Raw genomic sequence first — 17255 nt, forward strand, 5'->3', positions numbered from 1 at the left:
GCCCCGATCCTTGAGGACCGCCATGTTCAGCCGTGATTTGACTATTGCCAAGTACGACGCCGATCTTTTTGCCGCCATGGAGCAAGAAGCTCAGCGCCAGGAAGAACACATCGAGCTGATCGCTTCGGAAAACTACACCAGCCCAGCGGTGATGGAAGCTCAAGGCTCGGTACTGACCAACAAGTACGCCGAAGGCTACCCGGGCAAGCGCTACTACGGTGGTTGCGAGTTCGTCGACGTGGTTGAGCAACTGGCCATCGACCGCGCCAAAGAACTGTTCGGCGCCGATTACGCCAACGTTCAGCCACACGCCGGTTCCCAAGCCAACAGCGCCGTGTACCTGGCACTGCTGCAAGCGGGCGACACCATCCTGGGCATGAGCCTGGCCCACGGCGGTCACCTGACCCACGGCGCCAGCGTTTCCTCCTCCGGCAAGCTGTACAACGCCGTTCAATACGGCATCGACGCCAACGGCCTGATCGACTACGACGAAGTCGAGCGTCTGGCGGTTGAGCACAAGCCAAAAATGATCGTGGCCGGTTTCTCTGCCTACTCGCAGATTCTGGACTTCCCGCGTTTCCGCGAAATCGCTGACAAGGTCGGTGCCTACCTGTTCGTCGACATGGCCCACGTGGCCGGTCTGGTCGCCGCTGGCGTCTACCCGAACCCGGTTCCGTTCGCTGACGTCGTGACCACCACCACGCACAAGACCCTGCGCGGTCCACGTGGCGGCCTGATCCTGGCTCGCGCCAACGCCGACATCGAGAAGAAGCTGAACTCCGCGGTATTCCCGGGCGCCCAGGGTGGCCCACTGGAGCACGTGATCGCCGCCAAAGCGATCTGCTTCAAAGAAGCGCTGCAGCCTGAATTCAAGGCCTACCAGCAACAAGTGGTGAAAAACGCCCAGGCCATGGCCGAAGTGTTCATCGAACGTGGTTTCGATGTGGTTTCCGGCGGGACCAAGAACCACCTGTTCCTGCTGTCGCTGATCAAGCAGGAAATCTCCGGTAAAGACGCCGACGCCGCTCTGGGCAAAGCGTTCATCACCGTGAACAAGAACTCCGTGCCAAACGACCCACGCTCCCCGTTCGTCACCTCCGGCCTGCGCTTCGGTACTCCGGCTGTGACCACTCGCGGCTTCAAGGAAGCAGAGTGCAAAGAACTGGCCGGCTGGATCTGCGACATCCTGGCTGACCTGAACAACGAAGCGGTGATCGACGCCGTTCGTGAGAAGGTCAAGGCCATCTGCAAGAAGCTGCCGGTGTACGGCGCTTAATTGCGGCGCTAAACCGCAGCCATAAAAAACCGGCCACGTGATGGCCGGTTTTTTTTCGCCCTGGATTTGTAGGAGCCGGCACCACTGGTCAGACCGGTCATGCCAATTATGCAATTTCCGCTTGCGATCACCCAAAAACAGCGCCTAGACTGCGCCTGCACTGGACATACCGGTAAGACCACAATAATTAAGTCCTGAATCTGATGCGCCCACTCAAGCGCACGGCAGCCAGGACACCGACCAGGATTCCTCCCATGCTCAGATGGTGCTCGCGTTCAATCTTCCTCCAAGTGGTTCTCGGACTGGTGCTCGGCATCGTCTGCGGGCTGACCCTTCCTGAATACTCCGCCCAGCTCAAACCGCTCGGCGATGGCTTCATCAAACTGATCAAGATGCTCATCGGCCTGATTGTGTTCTGCGTAGTGGTCAGCGGCATCAGCGGTGCCGGCGACTTGAAGAAGGTCGGGCGCATCGGCCTGAAATCGGTGATCTACTTCGAAATCCTGACCACCATCGCCCTGGTGATTGGTCTGGTGTTCGCATTCACCACCGGCATCGGCAGCGGCGCGAACATTCATCTGGATCAGCTTTCCGCTGCCGACATGGGCGACATCGCCCAGCGCGGCCAGCACATGCAAACCACCTCCCAGTTCTTGATGAACCTGATCCCCACCTCGGTCATCGGCGCCTTCGCGGAGAACAACATCCTGCAAGTCCTGCTGTTTTCAGTGCTGTTCGGCAGTGCGCTGAACCTGGTGGGCGAAGCAGCATCGGGTATTTCCCGGCTGATCAATGAGCTGAGCCACGTAATCTTCCGCATCATGGGCATGATCGTGCGCCTGGCGCCGATCGGCGTGTTCGGCGCCATCGCCTTCACCACCAGCAAATATGGCCTGGATTCCCTGCAACACCTGGGCAGCCTGGTCGGCCTGTTTTACCTGACCTGCGTGGCGTTTGTGACATTGATTCTCGGCCTGGTGATGCGCCTTTCGGGCCTGAAGATGTGGCCGTTGCTCAAGTACCTGCGCGAAGAACTGCTGATCGTCATGGGCACCGCTTCGTCCGACGCCGTGCTGCCACAAATCATGCGCAAGCTTGAGCACCTGGGCATCGGCAGTTCGACGGTGGGGTTGGTGATTCCGACGGGTTACTCGTTCAACCTCGACGGGTTCTCGATCTACCTGACCCTCGCCATCGTCTTCATCGCCAACGCCACCGGCACGCCGCTGGCCATGACCGACTTGCTGACGATTCTGCTGGTCTCGCTGATTACCTCAAAAGGGGCCCACGGGATTCCCGGTTCGGCGCTGGTGATTCTGGCAGCGACACTCACGGCGATCCCGGCGATTCCGGTGGTCGGCCTGGTATTGGTGCTGGCGGTGGACTGGTTCATGGGCATCGGCCGGGCGCTGACCAACCTGATCGGCAACTGCGTCGCCACCGTGGCCATCGCCCGCTGGGAGAAGGATATCGATATTCAACGGGCGAACAAAGTGCTTTCCGGCCAGGTGGGGTATACCTTCCAGCCGAGAAAACCCGTCGCCCCGGCACATCAGCAGGAATTCTGAATAAACGCCGTGCCTGTCTTCGGGCAGGCACGGTCAACAACCGTTTTGGATGCTCATGGAGCGAACAGTGATTACCTCGTCGACCGTTGTGAACTCAGTCGTAGAAAAACTCCGGGCCGCTTTGGCCCGTGGTCAGTGGCGCTCCGGCGAAATGCTGCCTGGGCAGCGTGAGCTGGCCGAACAACTGGGCATCAGCCGCCCGAGCCTGCGTGAAGCGGTGATCGTGCTGGAAACCCTTGGCCTGGTGCGCTCGATGCCCGGCAAAGGCGTGGTGGTGCTGGACGCCCATCTCAGCGACAGCCAAAGCCACGACAGCGCGGTCGCCGGCGCCAGCCTGGAAGATGTCTTGCAACTGCGCTACACCCTCGAGCCGTTCATCGTCGGCCTGGTCGCGCAGTCGATCAGCAGCAAGGAGGTCGGGCAACTGCGCCTGACCTTGATGGACATGCGCGAAGCGCTGGAGGCCAACGACAGCGAGGCCGGGGTGAACGCCTACATCGCATTCCACGAAGAACTGTTCACGCTGACCTCGAACCCGATTTTCCAGAGCGTGGTGCAGCAGACCAGCAATGCCCTCAAGCAAAGCGCCGAGGTGCTGCGCAACTCCCCCGAGCATCTGGCTGAGCGCCTTGAGGAGAACGAAGCCGTGGTGCGCGCGATTCGCAGCAAAAACAGCGCCCAGGCCAGTGCCGAGATGCGTCGGCACATCCTTCGGGAAGGCCAGCGGATGGGCATTGAACTGAATATTCCAGACGACAACTTCGGCAGTTAAAACTTCTTCGAACCGGAGACAGGCCATGAACAGCTTCGCTTCACCGCAAACACTCACTGCCCTGCCCCTTCCACCGCGGGCGGAAGATCTCTATTCGCGGATCTTCGACGCCATTCTCGAACAGCGCCTCAATGCGTCCAGCCGCTTTACCGAAGAAAGCCTGGCGCAGATGTTCAGCGTTCGACGCAGTGACATTCGTGGCGTGCTGACGCGTCTGTCTCATCAGCAAATCATCGTCCTTCGGGCGAACCATCGGCCTCGCGTTGCCACGCTCGATGCAGAACAGACTCGGCAGACGCTGCATGCCCGACGACTGACCGAGACCACCTTGGTGCGGCTGGCCTGCCGACAACCTCGTGCGCAACCCTTGAACCGCCTGCATGCCCTGCTTGAACGCGAACGCCACTGTACAGAGCGCGGCCCGGCGATCCGGTTGTCTGGGGAGTTTCATTTGCTGTTGGCGGAAATGGCGGGAAATGCACCATTGGCGCATTTTCTTGGCAGCCTGGTGCCGCTGACTTCATTGGCGATTGCGCAGTTTGATGCGCAGATGGAGGCCCCTTGCGCGTGGCATAAGGACATAATCAATGCGCTGGAGCGTGGGGATGCGGTGACTGCCGAGGCTTTGCTAAACCGCCACCTCGATATTCTTGAACAGATGTTGCTGGATCCGGTACCCATCCCTGGCAAAAATCGTGTTGCCGGTTAGATCGCCTTCACGGGCAAGCCTCGCGCCTACAAGGGCTACGCAGAACCTGTAGGAACGAGGCTTGCCCGCGAAGGCGTCATCACCGATGAACACACTCTTTCAATCCGCCGCCACCCGCGCAAACCCCTCACGGATTTTCTCTTCCGGCAAATCATCGGCAATGAACACGATCACGCTTTCGCGGGCCTCGTCCTCTGCCCAATCCGTGTCCCAGTCGAATCCGTAAAGCTTCAACACGCCCTGAAACACCATGCGACGCGGCTCGCCAACGATGTTCAATACACCTTTGTAGCGCAGTAATTGCTTGCCATGGTCTTCCAGCAGCTCGTTCATGAACTCGCTGAGCTTGTCGATATCCAGCGGCTTGTCGGTGCGCAGCACCAGGCTGGAGATCCGGTCGATGGAGGGCGCCTTGGTCACCGGACGCAGGCTGACGCCGCCGAGGTCGGCATTCAGGTTGAAACCGCGCACGTCGAGCAATTCGGCCAGGTCGATCTTGCCGTGTTCGACCACTCGAATCGGCGCGCGACGGTTGATGCGGGTCAGGCGCTCGCTCAACGCGGTAAACGTCGCTTCGTCCACCAGATCGCGCTTGCTCACCAGCAAGCGGTCGGCAAAACCGATTTGCGCCTGGGCGATGGTTTGCGTCAGGTGAGTGTCGGCGTGCGCCGCGTCTACCAGGGTGATGATGCCGTCGAGGATGTAACGCTCGCGCAGCTCTTCATCGATGAAAAAGGTTTGCGCCACTGGCGCCGGGTCGGCCAGGCCGGTGCATTCGATCACCAGACGGTCAAAGGCGATTTCGCCGCTGTCCAGGCGTTCGAGCAGCAGGTACAAGGCCTTGGTCAGGTCGGTGTGGATGGTGCAGCAGACGCAGCCGTTGGACAGCGTCATCACTTGCACCGGTTCATCGCCCAACAGCTGGGTGTCGATACCGGCGTCACTGAATTCGTTCTCGATCACCGCGATTTTCAGGCCGTGCTCGGCTTTGAGCAGGTGGCGCAGCAGCGTGGTTTTACCGGCGCCGAGGAAGCCGCTGAGGATGGTTACCGGGATGGGAGAGGACAACTGGAATCTCCTGTTTCACAAAATTAAAAAGCAACACAAAACAAATGTGGGAGCTAGCCTGCCAGCGATGGCGGACTGTCAATCAACAGTGATGTTGAATGTTCAGCCGCCATCGCTAGCAGGCTAGCTCCCACAAGGATTGCTGTTAACCCGACAACCGGGTCAACAGCACTTCGGCCCACCCTTGCCACCGTAACGAGCCTCTTGGCGTTCCCGGAAGAACATCTCGTAGCTCATCATCGGTTTGTCCGGGTGTTTGGTTTGCATATGCTCGACGTAGTTGTCGTAGTCGGGCATGCCGACCATCAGGCGCGCGGCCTGACCGAGGTATTTACCGAGGCGACTCAGGTCATTGAACATGGTGCAATCCTCGATTACGCATCTGGCACCGCCTGGAACGGTGCTTCTTTATCCGTGCGTCCTTTGCTGCCCCAGGCGGAGATACCGACCTTGAGCGCATAGAACAGGATGCTGAAGACCACGAACAGGAACAGCGCGGTCAGCGTTGCGTTGGTGTAAGCGTTGAAGATCACGTGCTGCATCTGAGTGATGTCCTTGGCCGGGGCGAGGATCTGACCGTTGGCCAGCGCATCGCTGTATTTTTTCGCCAGCGACAGGAAGCCGATCGCCGGGTTGGCGTCGAACAGCTTGATGAAACCGGCGGTGGTGGTACAGATCAGCAGCCACACGGCTGGCAGCATGGTGACCCAGACGTAACGTTGGCGTTTCATTTTGATCAGCACAACGGTGCCGAGCATCAGCGCGATACCGGCCAGCATCTGGTTGGAGATACCGAACAACGGCCACAAGGTGTTGATGCCGCCCAGTGGATCGATGACGCCCTGGTACAACAACCAGCCCCACATCGCCACGCAACCAGCGGTCGCGATCAGGTTGGCGGTCCAGGACTCGGTGCGTTTCAGCGCCGGCACGAAGGAACCGAGCAAATCCTGCAGCATGAAACGCCCGGCACGGGTGCCGGCATCAACGGCCGTCAGGATGAACAGCGCTTCAAACAGAATTGCGAAGTGGTACCAGAACGCCATGGTGTTTTCACCCGGCAGGACACTGTGCAGGATCTGTGCGATACCGACCGCCAGGGTCGGCGCACCGCCGGCACGGGCCAGGATCGTGGTTTCACCGATGTCCTTGGCCACCGCTTGCAGCGCTTCCGGGGTGATTGCAAAGCCCCAGCTGCTGACGGTTTGGGCCACGGTCACCACATCGCTGCCGACGACTGCCGCCGGGCTGTTCATGGCGAAATACACACCTGGCTCGATCACCGAAGCCGCCACCATCGCCATGATGGCGACGAAGGATTCCATCAGCATGCCGCCGTAACCGATGTAACGGGCATTGACTTCGTTATCCAGCAATTTCGGCGTGGTGCCGGAGGAGATCAGCGCGTGAAAACCCGAGACCGCGCCACAGGCGATGGTAATAAACAGGAACGGAAACAGACCGCCCTTCCACACAGGGCCAGTACCGTCGATGAACTGGGTCAGCGCCGGCATCTTCAGCTCAGGCATGGTGATCAGGATGCCGATCGCCAAGGCCACGATGGTGCCGATTTTCAGGAAGGTCGAGAGGTAGTCGCGCGGCGCCAGAATCAGCCAGACCGGCAGCGAGGCGGCTACAAAACCATAACCGACCAGCATCCACGTAATCTGTACGCCAGTGAAGGTAAAGGCTTTGGCCCAGACCGGATCGGCGGCAATCTGCCCACCGAGCCAGATCGAGCCCAGCAGCAACAGCACCCCGACCACGGAGATTTCGCCAATGCGGCCCGGGCGGATGTAGCGCATGTAAATGCCCATGAACATCGCGATCGGGATGGTCGCCATCACCGTGAATATGCCCCAAGGACTTTCGGCCAGAGCTTTCACGACAATCAATGCCAGCACCGCGAGGATGATGATCATGATCAGGAAGCAGCCGAACAGCGCAATGGTCCCGGGGATGCGGCCCATTTCTTCACGGACCATGTCGCCCAAGGAACGGCCGTTGCGGCGAGTGGACATGAACAGGACCATAAAGTCCTGAACCGCACCGGCCAGCACCACGCCGGCAATCAGCCACAGCGTACCGGGCAAATAGCCCATCTGTGCAGCCAATACCGGACCGACCAGCGGCCCCGCGCCAGCGATGGCGGCGAAGTGGTGACCAAAAAGAATGTGTTTGTTGGTGGGGACGTAGTCCAGACCATCATTGTTGAGCACGGCGGGGGTGGCCCGTCGCGGGTCGAGTTGCATCACATTGTTGGCGATGAACAGACTGTAGTAACGGTAGGCAACCAGATAAATGGCCACGGCTGCGACCACAATCCACAAGGCGTTGATCGCCTCGCCTCGACGCAATGCCACGACACCAAGGGCGCACGCTCCCACGATTGCCAGCAGCAGCCAGGGTAGATGGCGTAGCAGGCTATTATTATTTTTCATTTTATGATTCCAGCCAGGGTGGACAAGAAAGACAGCCACCCCGAGTTTAGCTCGCCTGACGGCAAAGGCCATACCCCGACATTGGTCTAGAGGACTGTCCTCACTGGCAGGCTTTGACCGTGGCGGTCTATAGTCAGCGAACATCAAGAGGATTGCGCCATGAGTGAGCTCCCCGCCGATCGCCGCCGCTTCAAACGTATTGCGTTCGATGCCAGAACAGAGCTGAGCCAGGGAGAGTTCATCTGGCCGGTAAAGTTGATCGACCTGTCACTCAAGGGACTGCTGATCGAGAAGCCCGAGCCGTGGCTGGGTAATCCGAACTGGCATTTCCTGGTGGATATTCATCTTAACGAAGACGTCGAGATCAAGATGGATGTGATGTTGACCCACGATGATCATGGTCAACTCGGGTTCGTCTGCAAACACATCAGCCTGGAATCGATTGAACGCCTGCGGCGGTTGATCGAGTTCAACGTGGGGGATCCCAAGGAACTGGAGCGCGAATTGGGCGCGCTCATAGAAGTCTGAAGGCTCAACACTGATCCAATGTGAAGCGAGCCTGCTCGCGATAGCGGAATGCCAGTCGACATAAATGTTGAATGTCAGATCGCTATCGCGAGCAGGCTCGCTCCCACAGGATTGTGTGCTGCCTGCGACTAATCGAACAATGCGTCGAGGGCCTGCTCCAGACGGGTCACGGCAATAATCTGCAACCCCGGCGGCGCTTCCTTGGGCGCATTGCCCTTGGGCACGATGGCGCGTTTGAAGCCGTGCTTGGCGGCTTCCTTCAAGCGTTCCTGGCCACTCGGCACCGGGCGCACTTCGCCCGACAGCCCGACTTCACCGAACACCAGCAAATCATGGGGCAGCGGGCGGTTGCGCAAACTGGACATGACCGCGGCCATCAACGCCAGGTCGGAGGCCGTTTCCAGCACCTTCACCCCGCCGACCACGTTGAGGAAGACGTCCTGATCGTGGGTCGGAATTCCGCCGTGACGATGCAGTACCGCAAGCAACATCGCCAGACGATTCTGATCCAGCCCCAGCGTGACCCGGCGCGGGTTCGCCAAATGGCTGTCATCCACCAGCGCCTGGACTTCCACCAGCATCGGCCGCGTTCCTTCCCACGTCGCCATGACCACGCTGCCGGGAACTTCTTCTTGCGCACGAGTGAGAAAAATCGCTGACGGGTTGGAGACTTCTTTCAGGCCCTTGTCGGTCATGCCGAAAACGCCCAACTCGTTGACAGCGCCGAAACGGTTTTTCACCGCGCGCAACAGACGCAGCCGTCCATCGGATTCGCCTTCGAAATACAGCACCGTATCGACCATGTGCTCCAGCACGCGCGGCCCGGCCAAGGCGCCTTCTTTTGTCACGTGGCCGACCAGGAAAATCGCCGTGCCGCTCTGCTTGGCATACCGCACCAGCAACGCGGCACTTTCCCTCACCTGCGACACGCCGCCCGGTGCCGATTGCAGTTGTTCGGTGAAGATGGTCTGAATGGAGTCGATCACCATGACCTTGGGCTTTTCGACCCGGGCGGTGGCAATGATGGTTTCGATGCAGGTTTCGGTCATCACCCGCAGCTGATCCTGCGGCAGGCCCAGACGTCGGGCGCGCATGGCCACCTGCTGCTGGGATTCTTCACCGGTGACGTACAGCGCCGGCATGACTTTGGCGAGGTTGCACAAGGTTTGCAGGAGAATGGTCGACTTGCCGATGCCCGGATCACCGCCGATCAGCACCACCGAACCATCCACCAGGCCACCGCCCAACACCCGATCGAGTTCACTGGACGCGGTGGAGAAGCGCGGAATCTCTTCGACGCTGACTTCGGCCAGGGTCTTGATCTGAGCCTGCTGGCCGGTCCAACCGGTGCGACCGCTGGGTGCTGCGGCGCCGCCGCTCTCGACCATGGTTTCGGTCAGCGTGTTCCAGGCCCCGCACTCGCCGCACTGGCCGGCCCACTTGGGGAAGGTTGAGCCGCACTCGGTGCAGCCGTACATGCGCTTGGCCTTGGCCATCTGAACTCCCGGCAAAAACCGCGATGATAGCTCAGCTGACGCAGATCAGCGCGGCGCCGCTGTGCGGATTTCACCGTTGGCCAGACGCGCGGCGCTGTTGCCCAACGGATCTTCGGCATTCAGGTCGGCGCCCTTGGCCTTGAGCTCATCCAGCAATTCGACTCGCTTGAACAGTCCCGCGTACATCGCGGCCGTCTGGCCAGCGCCGTTACGTTGGTCGGGGCTGCAATGGGCGGCCAACAGGGTTTTGGCGATCTGGATTTCGCCCTTGAAAATGGCGCCCATCAGGGCGGTGTTGCCGCGCTGATCCTGCGCGCAGGCATCGGCCCCTGCCGCGAGCAAACGGTCCACGGCGGCTGCCTGGCCGTGATAAGCCGCAAGAATCAGCGCGGTGTAACCCTTGCTGTCGCGGGTATCGAGGGCGTAACCGGCCTCTATGAAGGTATCGAGCATCGGCACGTCGCCACGGCGGGCGGCGTCGAAGTAGTAATTTTTCAGTTGAACCTTCAGCGCTGCGGGATCTTCGGCCGGCGCGCCGAATACGCTGAAACACACGCACGCCAGAAACAGCGATAGGCAAAAACGCATGGCAATCTCCTTGGTCTGACGGGACCTCGTCAGAGGCCCCGCTTTTTCAGGCAAACGCGATCAGTCCGCCAGCTTGGCCGCCAGTGCCTTGACCCGGCCCAGATCACCCTTGGCCACCTTGGTCACGCCGCTCCCGTATTCCGGGTCGGCCTTATAAAGGAAGGACAGGATGATGTGCTTGCTCTCGTCATCGGTGGTGGCCAGTGAGCCGCCGAAGCTCTCGATCAGGTCCTTGCGTTCTTTCTTGCTGAACGAGCGATACAGATCGCCGGCTTGCTTGAAGTTCTGCTCACGCTGGATCTTCGCCTGCTGCGTGCTGCCCGACAGGGCCGACTGGCTGTAACGTGCGGTTTGCGACTCGTCACGAGGCAGCAAACGGCTCGGCTGATAATTCACACCGCTGCTGCTATGGCCGATGTTCATCGCGCCATCCTGATTACCGTTGTTCACGGCGACCTTGGGTGCATTGATTGGCAATTGCAGTGCATTGGCGCCCAGGCGATACAGTTGAGTATCGGCATAAGAGAACACCCGTCCTTGTAATAAGCGATCTTCGGAAGGTTCGATGCCAGGAACAAGATTGGCCGGTGCCATGGCAACTTGTTCTGTTTCCTGGAAGACATTTGCCGGATTTCGGTTCAACACCATTTGTCCAACTTTTCGCTCAGGAACTCCGGGCCAGATTTTGGTTGCGTCCAATGGATCGAAATCAAACTTGTACAAGTCTTTAGGATTTAACACCTGGACGTACAAGTCCCATTTTGGAAAGTTACCCTTGTTAATATGAGACACCAAATCATTAGTCATATGACTGTAGTCTCGACCTTGAACGTTGGTTACTGCTTTTGGATCGAGGTTATTAATCCCCTGCAGACTTTTCCAGTGAAACTTCACGTAGTGAACTTCACCCTTGGCATTAACTAACTTGTAAGCATGAACACCGTTACCGTCCATTTCCCGATAACTGGCGGGTGTACCGGAATTGGAATACAACTCCGTCAGCGTGCGAGTGGCCTCTGGAACATGGGAAAAGAAATCGAAGCGGCGGGCATCATCGTCCAGGTTGGTACGTGGGTCCGGCTTGAAGGCGTGGACCATGTCCGGGAATTTGATGGCATCACGAATGAAAAAGGTCGGAAAATTGTTGCCGACCAGGTCCCAGTTGCCGTCCGCCGTATAGAACTTGGTCGCAAAGCCCCGGGGGTCACGCAGGGTTTCTGGCGAATGGTTGCCGTGGACGACCGCCGAGAAACGCACAAACACCGGCGTGCTTTGACCGCCAGCGAACACCTTGGCCTTGGTCAGGTCACTCAGGTCGTCCGTCACGGTAAAGGTGCCGTGGGCACCGGTGCCGCGGGCATGCACGACGCGCTCGGGAATGCGCTCGCGATCAAAGCGTTGGAGCTTCTGGATCAGTTGCACGTCCTGTAGCAGCACCGGGCCATTGGCACCGGCGGTTTGCGAATTCTGGTTGTCGCCGACGGCAGCACCGTTATCGCGGGTCAGGGGGGCAGCGTGGACGGAGAAGGTCAGCAGGCTGGCGGTTAATACGCCAAGGGTACGCCGATGGGGGAAAGCCCCAAGGCCAAGGGTGGAAGTCATATCAGGTTCCTCTGTTTTCAAGGCGCACTCCAAGTGCGCTGCCCAGAGGCTAGTGGCCCGGAGCGCAGAACATAAATAGAAAGAACGTAATGCGATGATTCAGAGAATTGTGTGGCTAATCAGCCTGTTAGCGCGTAGTTCGCGCGCGATTGCTGGCACTTTGCAAACTAAATGCCTGCAAATGTGTCGATAAACATGGGCATTGTAAGAAGGCGTTTCGAGCAGGACAGGATTTGCTGATTTACACTGCGTTCACCAACCTCATCTGTAACAAGGAAATAACCTATGGGCGTGATAAGTGAGTTCAAGGCCTTCGCGGTCAAAGGTAATGTGGTCGACATGGCCGTCGGTATCATCATCGGCGCCGCGTTCGGCAAGATCGTTTCATCGTTTGTCGGCGACGTGGTGATGCCGCCAATCGGCCTGCTGATCGGTGGGGTGGACTTCAGTGACCTGGCGGTTACCCTCAAGGCAGCCAACGGCGATATCCCGGCGGTGGTGCTGGCCTACGGCAAGTTCATCCAGAGCCTGATCGACTTCATCATCGTCGCCTTCGCGATCTTCATGGGCGTCAAAGCCATCAACCGTCTGAAACGCGAGGAGGCCGTGGCCCCCACCCTGCCGCCGGTTCCAACCAAGGAAGAAGAGCTGTTGAGCGAGATTCGTGACCTGCTCAAGGCCCAGAACAATCAGCCCTGAAGGCTGGTTGCGTGCAAAAGAACGGCGCCTTCGGGGCGCCGTTTTTTTTTACCAGAAGTTCTCCACCGCCACTTGGCCGGGTCGTCGACTGAGGCTCAAGTGCATGTCCCGCTGCTTGAGCAGCTTGCGTGTGTCATCGATCATCTGGGGGTTGCCGCAGAGCATGACCCGCGAGTGCTCGGGCGTCAGCGCCACCCCCGCCACCCGCTCCAGTTCTCCGTTGTCTATCAGCGTCGTGATTCGCCCGTTAAGGGCGCCGGGGTGCTCCTCGCGCGTGACGGTCGCGATGAACTGCAACTTGTGCGCGTATTCGGCCAGATAGTCGCGCTGCGCCAGCCCCGCGATCAGCGCCTGATAAGCCAGCTCGCGGGCTTCCCTTACGCTGTACACCAGGATGATCCGCTCGAATTTCTCCCACACCTCAAAGTCCTGCAGGATCGACAAAAATGGCGCCACGCCGGTGCCAGTGGATAGCAACCAGAGATCACGACCGTCGACGAAACGATCCAGCGTCAGGTAGCCGAAGGCCTGACGGTCCACCAACAGCGTATCGCCGACCTCCAGCCGACTCAGTTCGCTGGTGAACTCCCCGCCTGGCACCACGATGGAAAAGAACTCGAGAAATTCGTCATGGGGCGAGGAGACCATTGAATAGGCGCGCCATACCGTGCTGCCATCGGTCCGGGTAACGCCCAACCGGGCAAATTGCCCCGCCCGAAAACGAAAACCGGGGTCTCGGGTGGCCCGCAACGTGAACAGGTTGGGGGTCAACGGCTGAACGTCGGTCAGGGTCTGGCGAGTGAATTTTTCTGCGCTGGCGGTCATGGGGTGCTCCATTCAACAGATGCCCCAGTGTCCCGCAAAGCGAGTGATGTAAACACCGGTGATTTGTAGTGGCTTTAGACGAGCCACCCATGTCCTGGGGTTACTGATGCGATTGTAAGTGCCCCTCCTGTCACACTAACCAAAGGGTACAACACAAAATTCAATAGAAGCATTGGGTACAACATATAACGTTGTTAATCCTGACTAAGAACCAGTTATTTACTTTTCAACCTTTTCAAGAGCAAAAAAATTGCAGCCTCTTCGTAGGAATACTCCTACACTCGTGACGTGCCGGATTTCGGATCCAATGTGCACCCCCCAGATACCCCGTATGGAGTTACGCCAATGGAAATGTGGAAGGAATCACGTTTAAGACAGATATCTGAAGCGAGAGACGTTGGAGATGCCTATGAGATATCACTGGATTTCGTCAAAAGCCTTGGCTTTAATTTTTGTGCATTTTCAATCACTTCTCACTTACGAGGCCCACACTTCGATAGAGTGAATTTCAACAACTACCCAAGTGGCTGGAACGCGGAATATGAACAAAATCACTTCAGAGAAATAGACCCAGTAGTAGCTCATTGCAATCATTCAACAATGCCCATTTTATGGGAAGAGAAGGTTTATTCGAAGACACCAACGCTGTGGCAAGCACAGAAACAACTCGGTTTGCAGTATGGCTGGTCGCAATCGCTCCATGGCGACAACGGGCTGCGCAGCATGCTCAGCCTGGCAAGAAGCGACTGCCCCATCACCCCCTATGAATGGTATGAAAAACTGGGCTACACGATGTTCATCAGCAACCACCTGCATGGGCTCGTCGCGAAAAAATTGCCTGATCGCGTGAAGGATTACTGCAAACCGCATTTATCGGCACGCGAGATCGAGATATTGAAACTGTCAGCCGATGGCAAAACCGCCTACGAGATAGGCATCATCCTGTGCATCACTGAACGCACCACGAATTTTCATATTCACCGAGTAATAATGAAACTGGGCGTCAACAACAAGCTTGCGGCAGTGGTCGCAGCCACCAGGGCGTGCTTGATCTGAGCAGTACACCCCTAATAACCAGGAGGAAAAACCTGCGGGCAATCCAAAAGAAAAAAACGTACCATTTGCGGCTCCTCCAGAGTGTTGACGAATGCACCATTACGTCGCAGTCCACTCGGACGGTCCCGCCCGCTACAACGCTTCAGGCAGCGGGACACCACACCCGTTGACTACCCAGAGCCCCGCCTCATGCCCCTGCTCGAAACGCCCTTCGCCCAACTCGATCTGATCCGTCAGCCAGAACAGCAGAACGAACCACTGCAAGCTTTCGATGCCGCAGACGAGTACATGCTCAATTATCTGGCCGAGCAGCAACCGGCCGTGGACACCCGAGTGCTGGTGCTCAACGATAGCTTCGGCGCGTTGGCCGCGAGCCTGGCGGGGCACGTTGTGGTGACCAGCAGCGGCGACTCGTTTCTGGCCTTCCAGGGCCTGGAAAAGAATCTGATCCGCAACGGCCAGGCCTTTGATGCCGTGCCGAGCGTACCGGCCAACGAAGCCTTTGCGGGGCCGTTTGACCGCGTGTTGATCCGGGTGCCGAAAACCCTGGCCTTGCTGGAAGAGCAACTGATTCGCCTGCAAAGCCAACTGGCCCCGGGTGCTCAGGTGATTGCAGCAGCGATGGTCAAGCATCTGCCCCGTGCCGCCGGTGATCTGCTGGAGCGTTACATCGGCCCGGTGCAAGCCTCGTTGGCGGTGAAAAAAGCCCGGCTGCTGATCGCAACGCCTGAAGCCAAAAACCCAGCCGTGTCCCCCTACCCTTCACGCTATCAACTCGACACACCGGCGATCGAACTGCTGAACCACGCCAATGTGTTCTGCCGCGAAGGGCTGGACATCGGCACTCGAGCATTTCTTCCACACTTGCCACAGAACCTCGGGACAGCGCGCGTTGCCGATCTCGGTTGTGGTAACGGCGTACTGGCAATCGCCAGCGCTCTGCAAAACCCTGAGGCCCATTACACGCTGGTGGACGAGTCATTCATGGCGGTGCAATCGGCCGCCGAAAACTGGCGCGCAGCTCTGGGTGATCGTGACGTGATCGTCCGCGCCGACGATGGCCTGGCCGGACAAGAACCGCAATCGCTGGACGTTGTGCTGTGCAATCCACCGTTTCACCAGCAACAAGTCGTAGGCGACTTTCTCGCCTGGCGGATGTTCCAGCAAGCGCGCGAAGCTCTGGTAACCGGCGGTGCGCTGTACATCGTCGGCAACCGTCACCTGGGTTACCACAGCAAGCTCGCGCGGCTGTTCCGTGGCGTCGAGCAAGTGGCGGCCACGCCGAAATTCGTCATTCTCAAAGCCCGCAAATAATCGCAGGTAAAAAAAACCCTCCGTGACAGGAGGGTTTGAATCCGTGCCGCAAGGCAACGGGGATGGGAATGTCGGGTGTTTCAGTGCGTGGACAGACCTGCGGCGTTCATGAACATGCGCATCAGGCTGGCCACGATAAACAGGGCCCCCACGCTACCGACCCAAATCAAGGCCAACCAACCGAGCCGCTGCCAAAGCGGTTTTTTCTCTGCCGCCTTGATTTCCTCCAGGGAATGTTTGCCAGCCATCATCTTGACCTCCTCTGAAACGGCGCAGGTTCAAGCCCTGCGCCATTGTCGTGTGCGCTAGTGATAACCGTCTTCGTGGGTCACCTTGCCGCGGAACACGTAGTAGCTCCAGAAGGTGTAACCCAGGATGAACGGGATGATGAACAGCGTACCGACCAGCATGAAGCCCTGGCTTTGCGGCGGTGCAGCAGCGTCCCAGATCGAGATCGAAGGCGGTACGATGTTGGGCCACAGGCTGATGCCCAGACCGCTGTAGCCGAGGAAGATCAGCACCAACGTCAGCAGGAATGGCGTGTAGTTCGCATTGCGGGCCACGGCGCGGATCAGACCGTACATGGTCACCAGCACCAGGATCGGTACCGGCAGGAACCAGAACAGGTTCGGCAGGGTAAACCAGCGGGCCGCGATCTCGGCATGGGCCAACGGGGTCCAGATACTGACGATACCGATCACCGCCAACACCACGAACGCCAACGGCCGCGCCAGATCATGCATCTGCTGCTGCAACTTGCCTTCGGTCTTCATGATCAGCCAGGTGCAACCCAGCAGCGCATAAGCCACCACCAGCGCGAGGCCGCAGAACAGGGTGAACGGTGTCAGCCAGTCCAGTGAACCACCGGCAAACTGGCGATTGACCACTGGCAACCCATCGATGAATGCCCCCAGGGCCACCCCCTGGAAGAAGGTTGCAGCAATCGAACCACCGATAAACGCCTTGTCCCACAGATGACGCTTGTGGTCCTTGGCCTTGAAGCGGAACTCAAACGCCACGCCCCGGAAAATCAGCCCGATCAGCATGAAAATCAGCGGCAGGTACAGCGCCGAGAGCACCACCGAATAGGCCAGCGGGAACGCGCCGAACAACGCCGCGCCACCCAGTACCAGCCAGGTTTCGTTGCCGTCCCAGACCGGGGCGACGGTGTTCATCATCACGTCACGGTCGGTCTTGCCCGGGATGAACGGGAAGAGAATCCCGATCCCCAGGTCGAAGCCGTCCATGACCACGTACATCATGATGCCGAAGATGATGATCACGGCCCAGATCAGCGGAAGATCAATACCCAT

At 58.7% G+C, this 17255-nt stretch carries 17 protein-coding genes; 8 read left to right on the forward strand and 9 right to left on the reverse strand.

Annotated features, from left to right (window positions below; all coding sequences use genetic code 11):
• Positions 1 to 22 precede the first annotated feature (22 nt).
• The 4 genes from glyA (at position 23) to FHL16_RS23310 (ending at position 4325) form a co-directional block, all read left to right on the forward strand.
• Positions 23 to 1276 carry a serine hydroxymethyltransferase gene (glyA, locus tag FHL16_RS23290; RefSeq protein ID WP_077749401.1) on the forward strand — a complete coding sequence of 418 codons (1254 nt, stop codon included), beginning with the start codon at positions 23 to 25 and terminating at the stop codon, positions 1274 to 1276.
• Between the two features lie 254 nt (positions 1277 to 1530).
• Complete coding sequence (locus tag FHL16_RS23300; protein ID WP_010467502.1) at positions 1531 to 2844, forward strand: C4-dicarboxylate transporter DctA; 1314 nt, start codon at positions 1531 to 1533, stop codon at positions 2842 to 2844.
• 67 nt (positions 2845 to 2911) lie between these two features.
• Positions 2912 to 3616, forward strand: coding sequence for a FadR/GntR family transcriptional regulator (locus FHL16_RS23305; protein ID WP_010467500.1), 705 nt, complete (start codon positions 2912 to 2914; stop codon positions 3614 to 3616).
• Between the two features lie 25 nt (positions 3617 to 3641).
• Positions 3642 to 4325 (forward strand): GntR family transcriptional regulator, encoded by a 684-nt coding sequence (locus tag FHL16_RS23310; RefSeq protein WP_077749402.1) that lies wholly within the window; start codon positions 3642 to 3644, stop codon positions 4323 to 4325.
• 99 nt (positions 4326 to 4424) lie between these two features.
• Here FHL16_RS23310 and yjiA read toward each other — a convergent pair whose 3' ends face one another.
• The 3 genes from yjiA to FHL16_RS23325 form a co-directional block, all read right to left on the reverse strand.
• Positions 4425 to 5393, reverse strand: a complete 969-nt coding sequence (yjiA, locus tag FHL16_RS23315) for a GTPase (RefSeq protein WP_077749403.1) — start codon at positions 5391 to 5393, stop codon at positions 4425 to 4427.
• 162 nt (positions 5394 to 5555) lie between these two features.
• Positions 5556 to 5753 (reverse strand): YbdD/YjiX family protein, encoded by a 198-nt coding sequence (locus FHL16_RS23320; RefSeq protein WP_010467494.1) that lies wholly within the window; start codon positions 5751 to 5753, stop codon positions 5556 to 5558.
• Between the two features lie 14 nt (positions 5754 to 5767).
• On the reverse strand, positions 5768 to 7834 hold the full coding sequence (locus FHL16_RS23325; RefSeq protein ID WP_077749404.1) for a carbon starvation CstA family protein: 2067 nt from the start codon (positions 7832 to 7834) through the stop codon (positions 5768 to 5770).
• Positions 7835 to 7993: 159 nt separating this feature from the next.
• Here FHL16_RS23325 and FHL16_RS23330 point away from each other — a divergent pair, with 159 nt between their 5' ends.
• Positions 7994 to 8362 carry a PilZ domain-containing protein gene (locus FHL16_RS23330; protein ID WP_077749405.1) on the forward strand — a complete coding sequence of 123 codons (369 nt, stop codon included), beginning with the start codon at positions 7994 to 7996 and terminating at the stop codon, positions 8360 to 8362.
• Between the two features lie 128 nt (positions 8363 to 8490).
• Here the strand turns inward: FHL16_RS23330 and radA are convergent, their stop codons facing one another.
• From radA to katB, 3 genes are read right to left on the reverse strand one after another with little or no spacing between them, the layout of a single operon-like run.
• Complete coding sequence (gene radA, locus FHL16_RS23335) at positions 8491 to 9858, reverse strand: DNA repair protein RadA (protein WP_077749406.1); 1368 nt, start codon at positions 9856 to 9858, stop codon at positions 8491 to 8493.
• 45 nt (positions 9859 to 9903) lie between these two features.
• Entirely contained in the window at positions 9904 to 10446 is a 543-nt protein-coding gene (locus FHL16_RS23340) for an ankyrin repeat domain-containing protein (protein WP_077749407.1), read from the reverse strand.
• Between the two features lie 60 nt (positions 10447 to 10506).
• Positions 10507 to 12048: a catalase KatB gene (katB, locus tag FHL16_RS23345; protein ID WP_077749408.1), complete on the reverse strand. Its 1542-nt coding sequence runs from the start codon at positions 12046 to 12048 to the stop codon at positions 10507 to 10509.
• 285 nt (positions 12049 to 12333) lie between these two features.
• On the opposite strand from katB, the gene mscL reads away from it, so the two are divergent.
• Positions 12334 to 12747, forward strand: coding sequence for a large-conductance mechanosensitive channel protein MscL (gene mscL, locus FHL16_RS23350; protein WP_010467482.1), 414 nt, complete (start codon positions 12334 to 12336; stop codon positions 12745 to 12747).
• 48 nt (positions 12748 to 12795) lie between these two features.
• On the opposite strand, the gene FHL16_RS23355 is transcribed toward mscL, so the two are convergent.
• Positions 12796 to 13572 carry a ferredoxin--NADP reductase gene (locus tag FHL16_RS23355; protein ID WP_010467481.1) on the reverse strand — a complete coding sequence of 259 codons (777 nt, stop codon included), beginning with the start codon at positions 13570 to 13572 and terminating at the stop codon, positions 12796 to 12798.
• A gap of 345 nt (positions 13573 to 13917) precedes the next feature.
• Between FHL16_RS23355 and FHL16_RS23360 the strand changes: the two genes are divergently transcribed.
• Complete coding sequence (locus FHL16_RS23360) at positions 13918 to 14628, forward strand: autoinducer binding domain-containing protein (protein ID WP_077749409.1); 711 nt, start codon at positions 13918 to 13920, stop codon at positions 14626 to 14628.
• Positions 14629 to 14817: 189 nt separating this feature from the next.
• Positions 14818 to 15942, forward strand: a complete 1125-nt coding sequence (locus FHL16_RS23365) for a methyltransferase (protein ID WP_077749410.1) — start codon at positions 14818 to 14820, stop codon at positions 15940 to 15942.
• An 80-nt stretch (positions 15943 to 16022) separates the two neighbouring features.
• Here the strand turns inward: FHL16_RS23365 and FHL16_RS23370 are convergent, their stop codons facing one another.
• Together FHL16_RS23370 and cydB are read right to left on the reverse strand one after the other, a co-directional pair.
• Positions 16023 to 16190 (reverse strand): DUF2474 domain-containing protein, encoded by a 168-nt coding sequence (locus FHL16_RS23370; protein WP_010467474.1) that lies wholly within the window; start codon positions 16188 to 16190, stop codon positions 16023 to 16025.
• Positions 16191 to 16247: 57 nt separating this feature from the next.
• A complete protein-coding gene (cydB, locus tag FHL16_RS23375; protein WP_010467472.1) occupies positions 16248 to 17255 on the reverse strand; it encodes a cytochrome d ubiquinol oxidase subunit II in 1008 nt (335 codons plus the stop codon).

This window comes from Pseudomonas sp. FSL W5-0299 (assembly GCF_005930655.1).
GTDB classification, from domain to species: domain Bacteria; phylum Pseudomonadota; class Gammaproteobacteria; order Pseudomonadales; family Pseudomonadaceae; genus Aquipseudomonas; species Aquipseudomonas mandelii.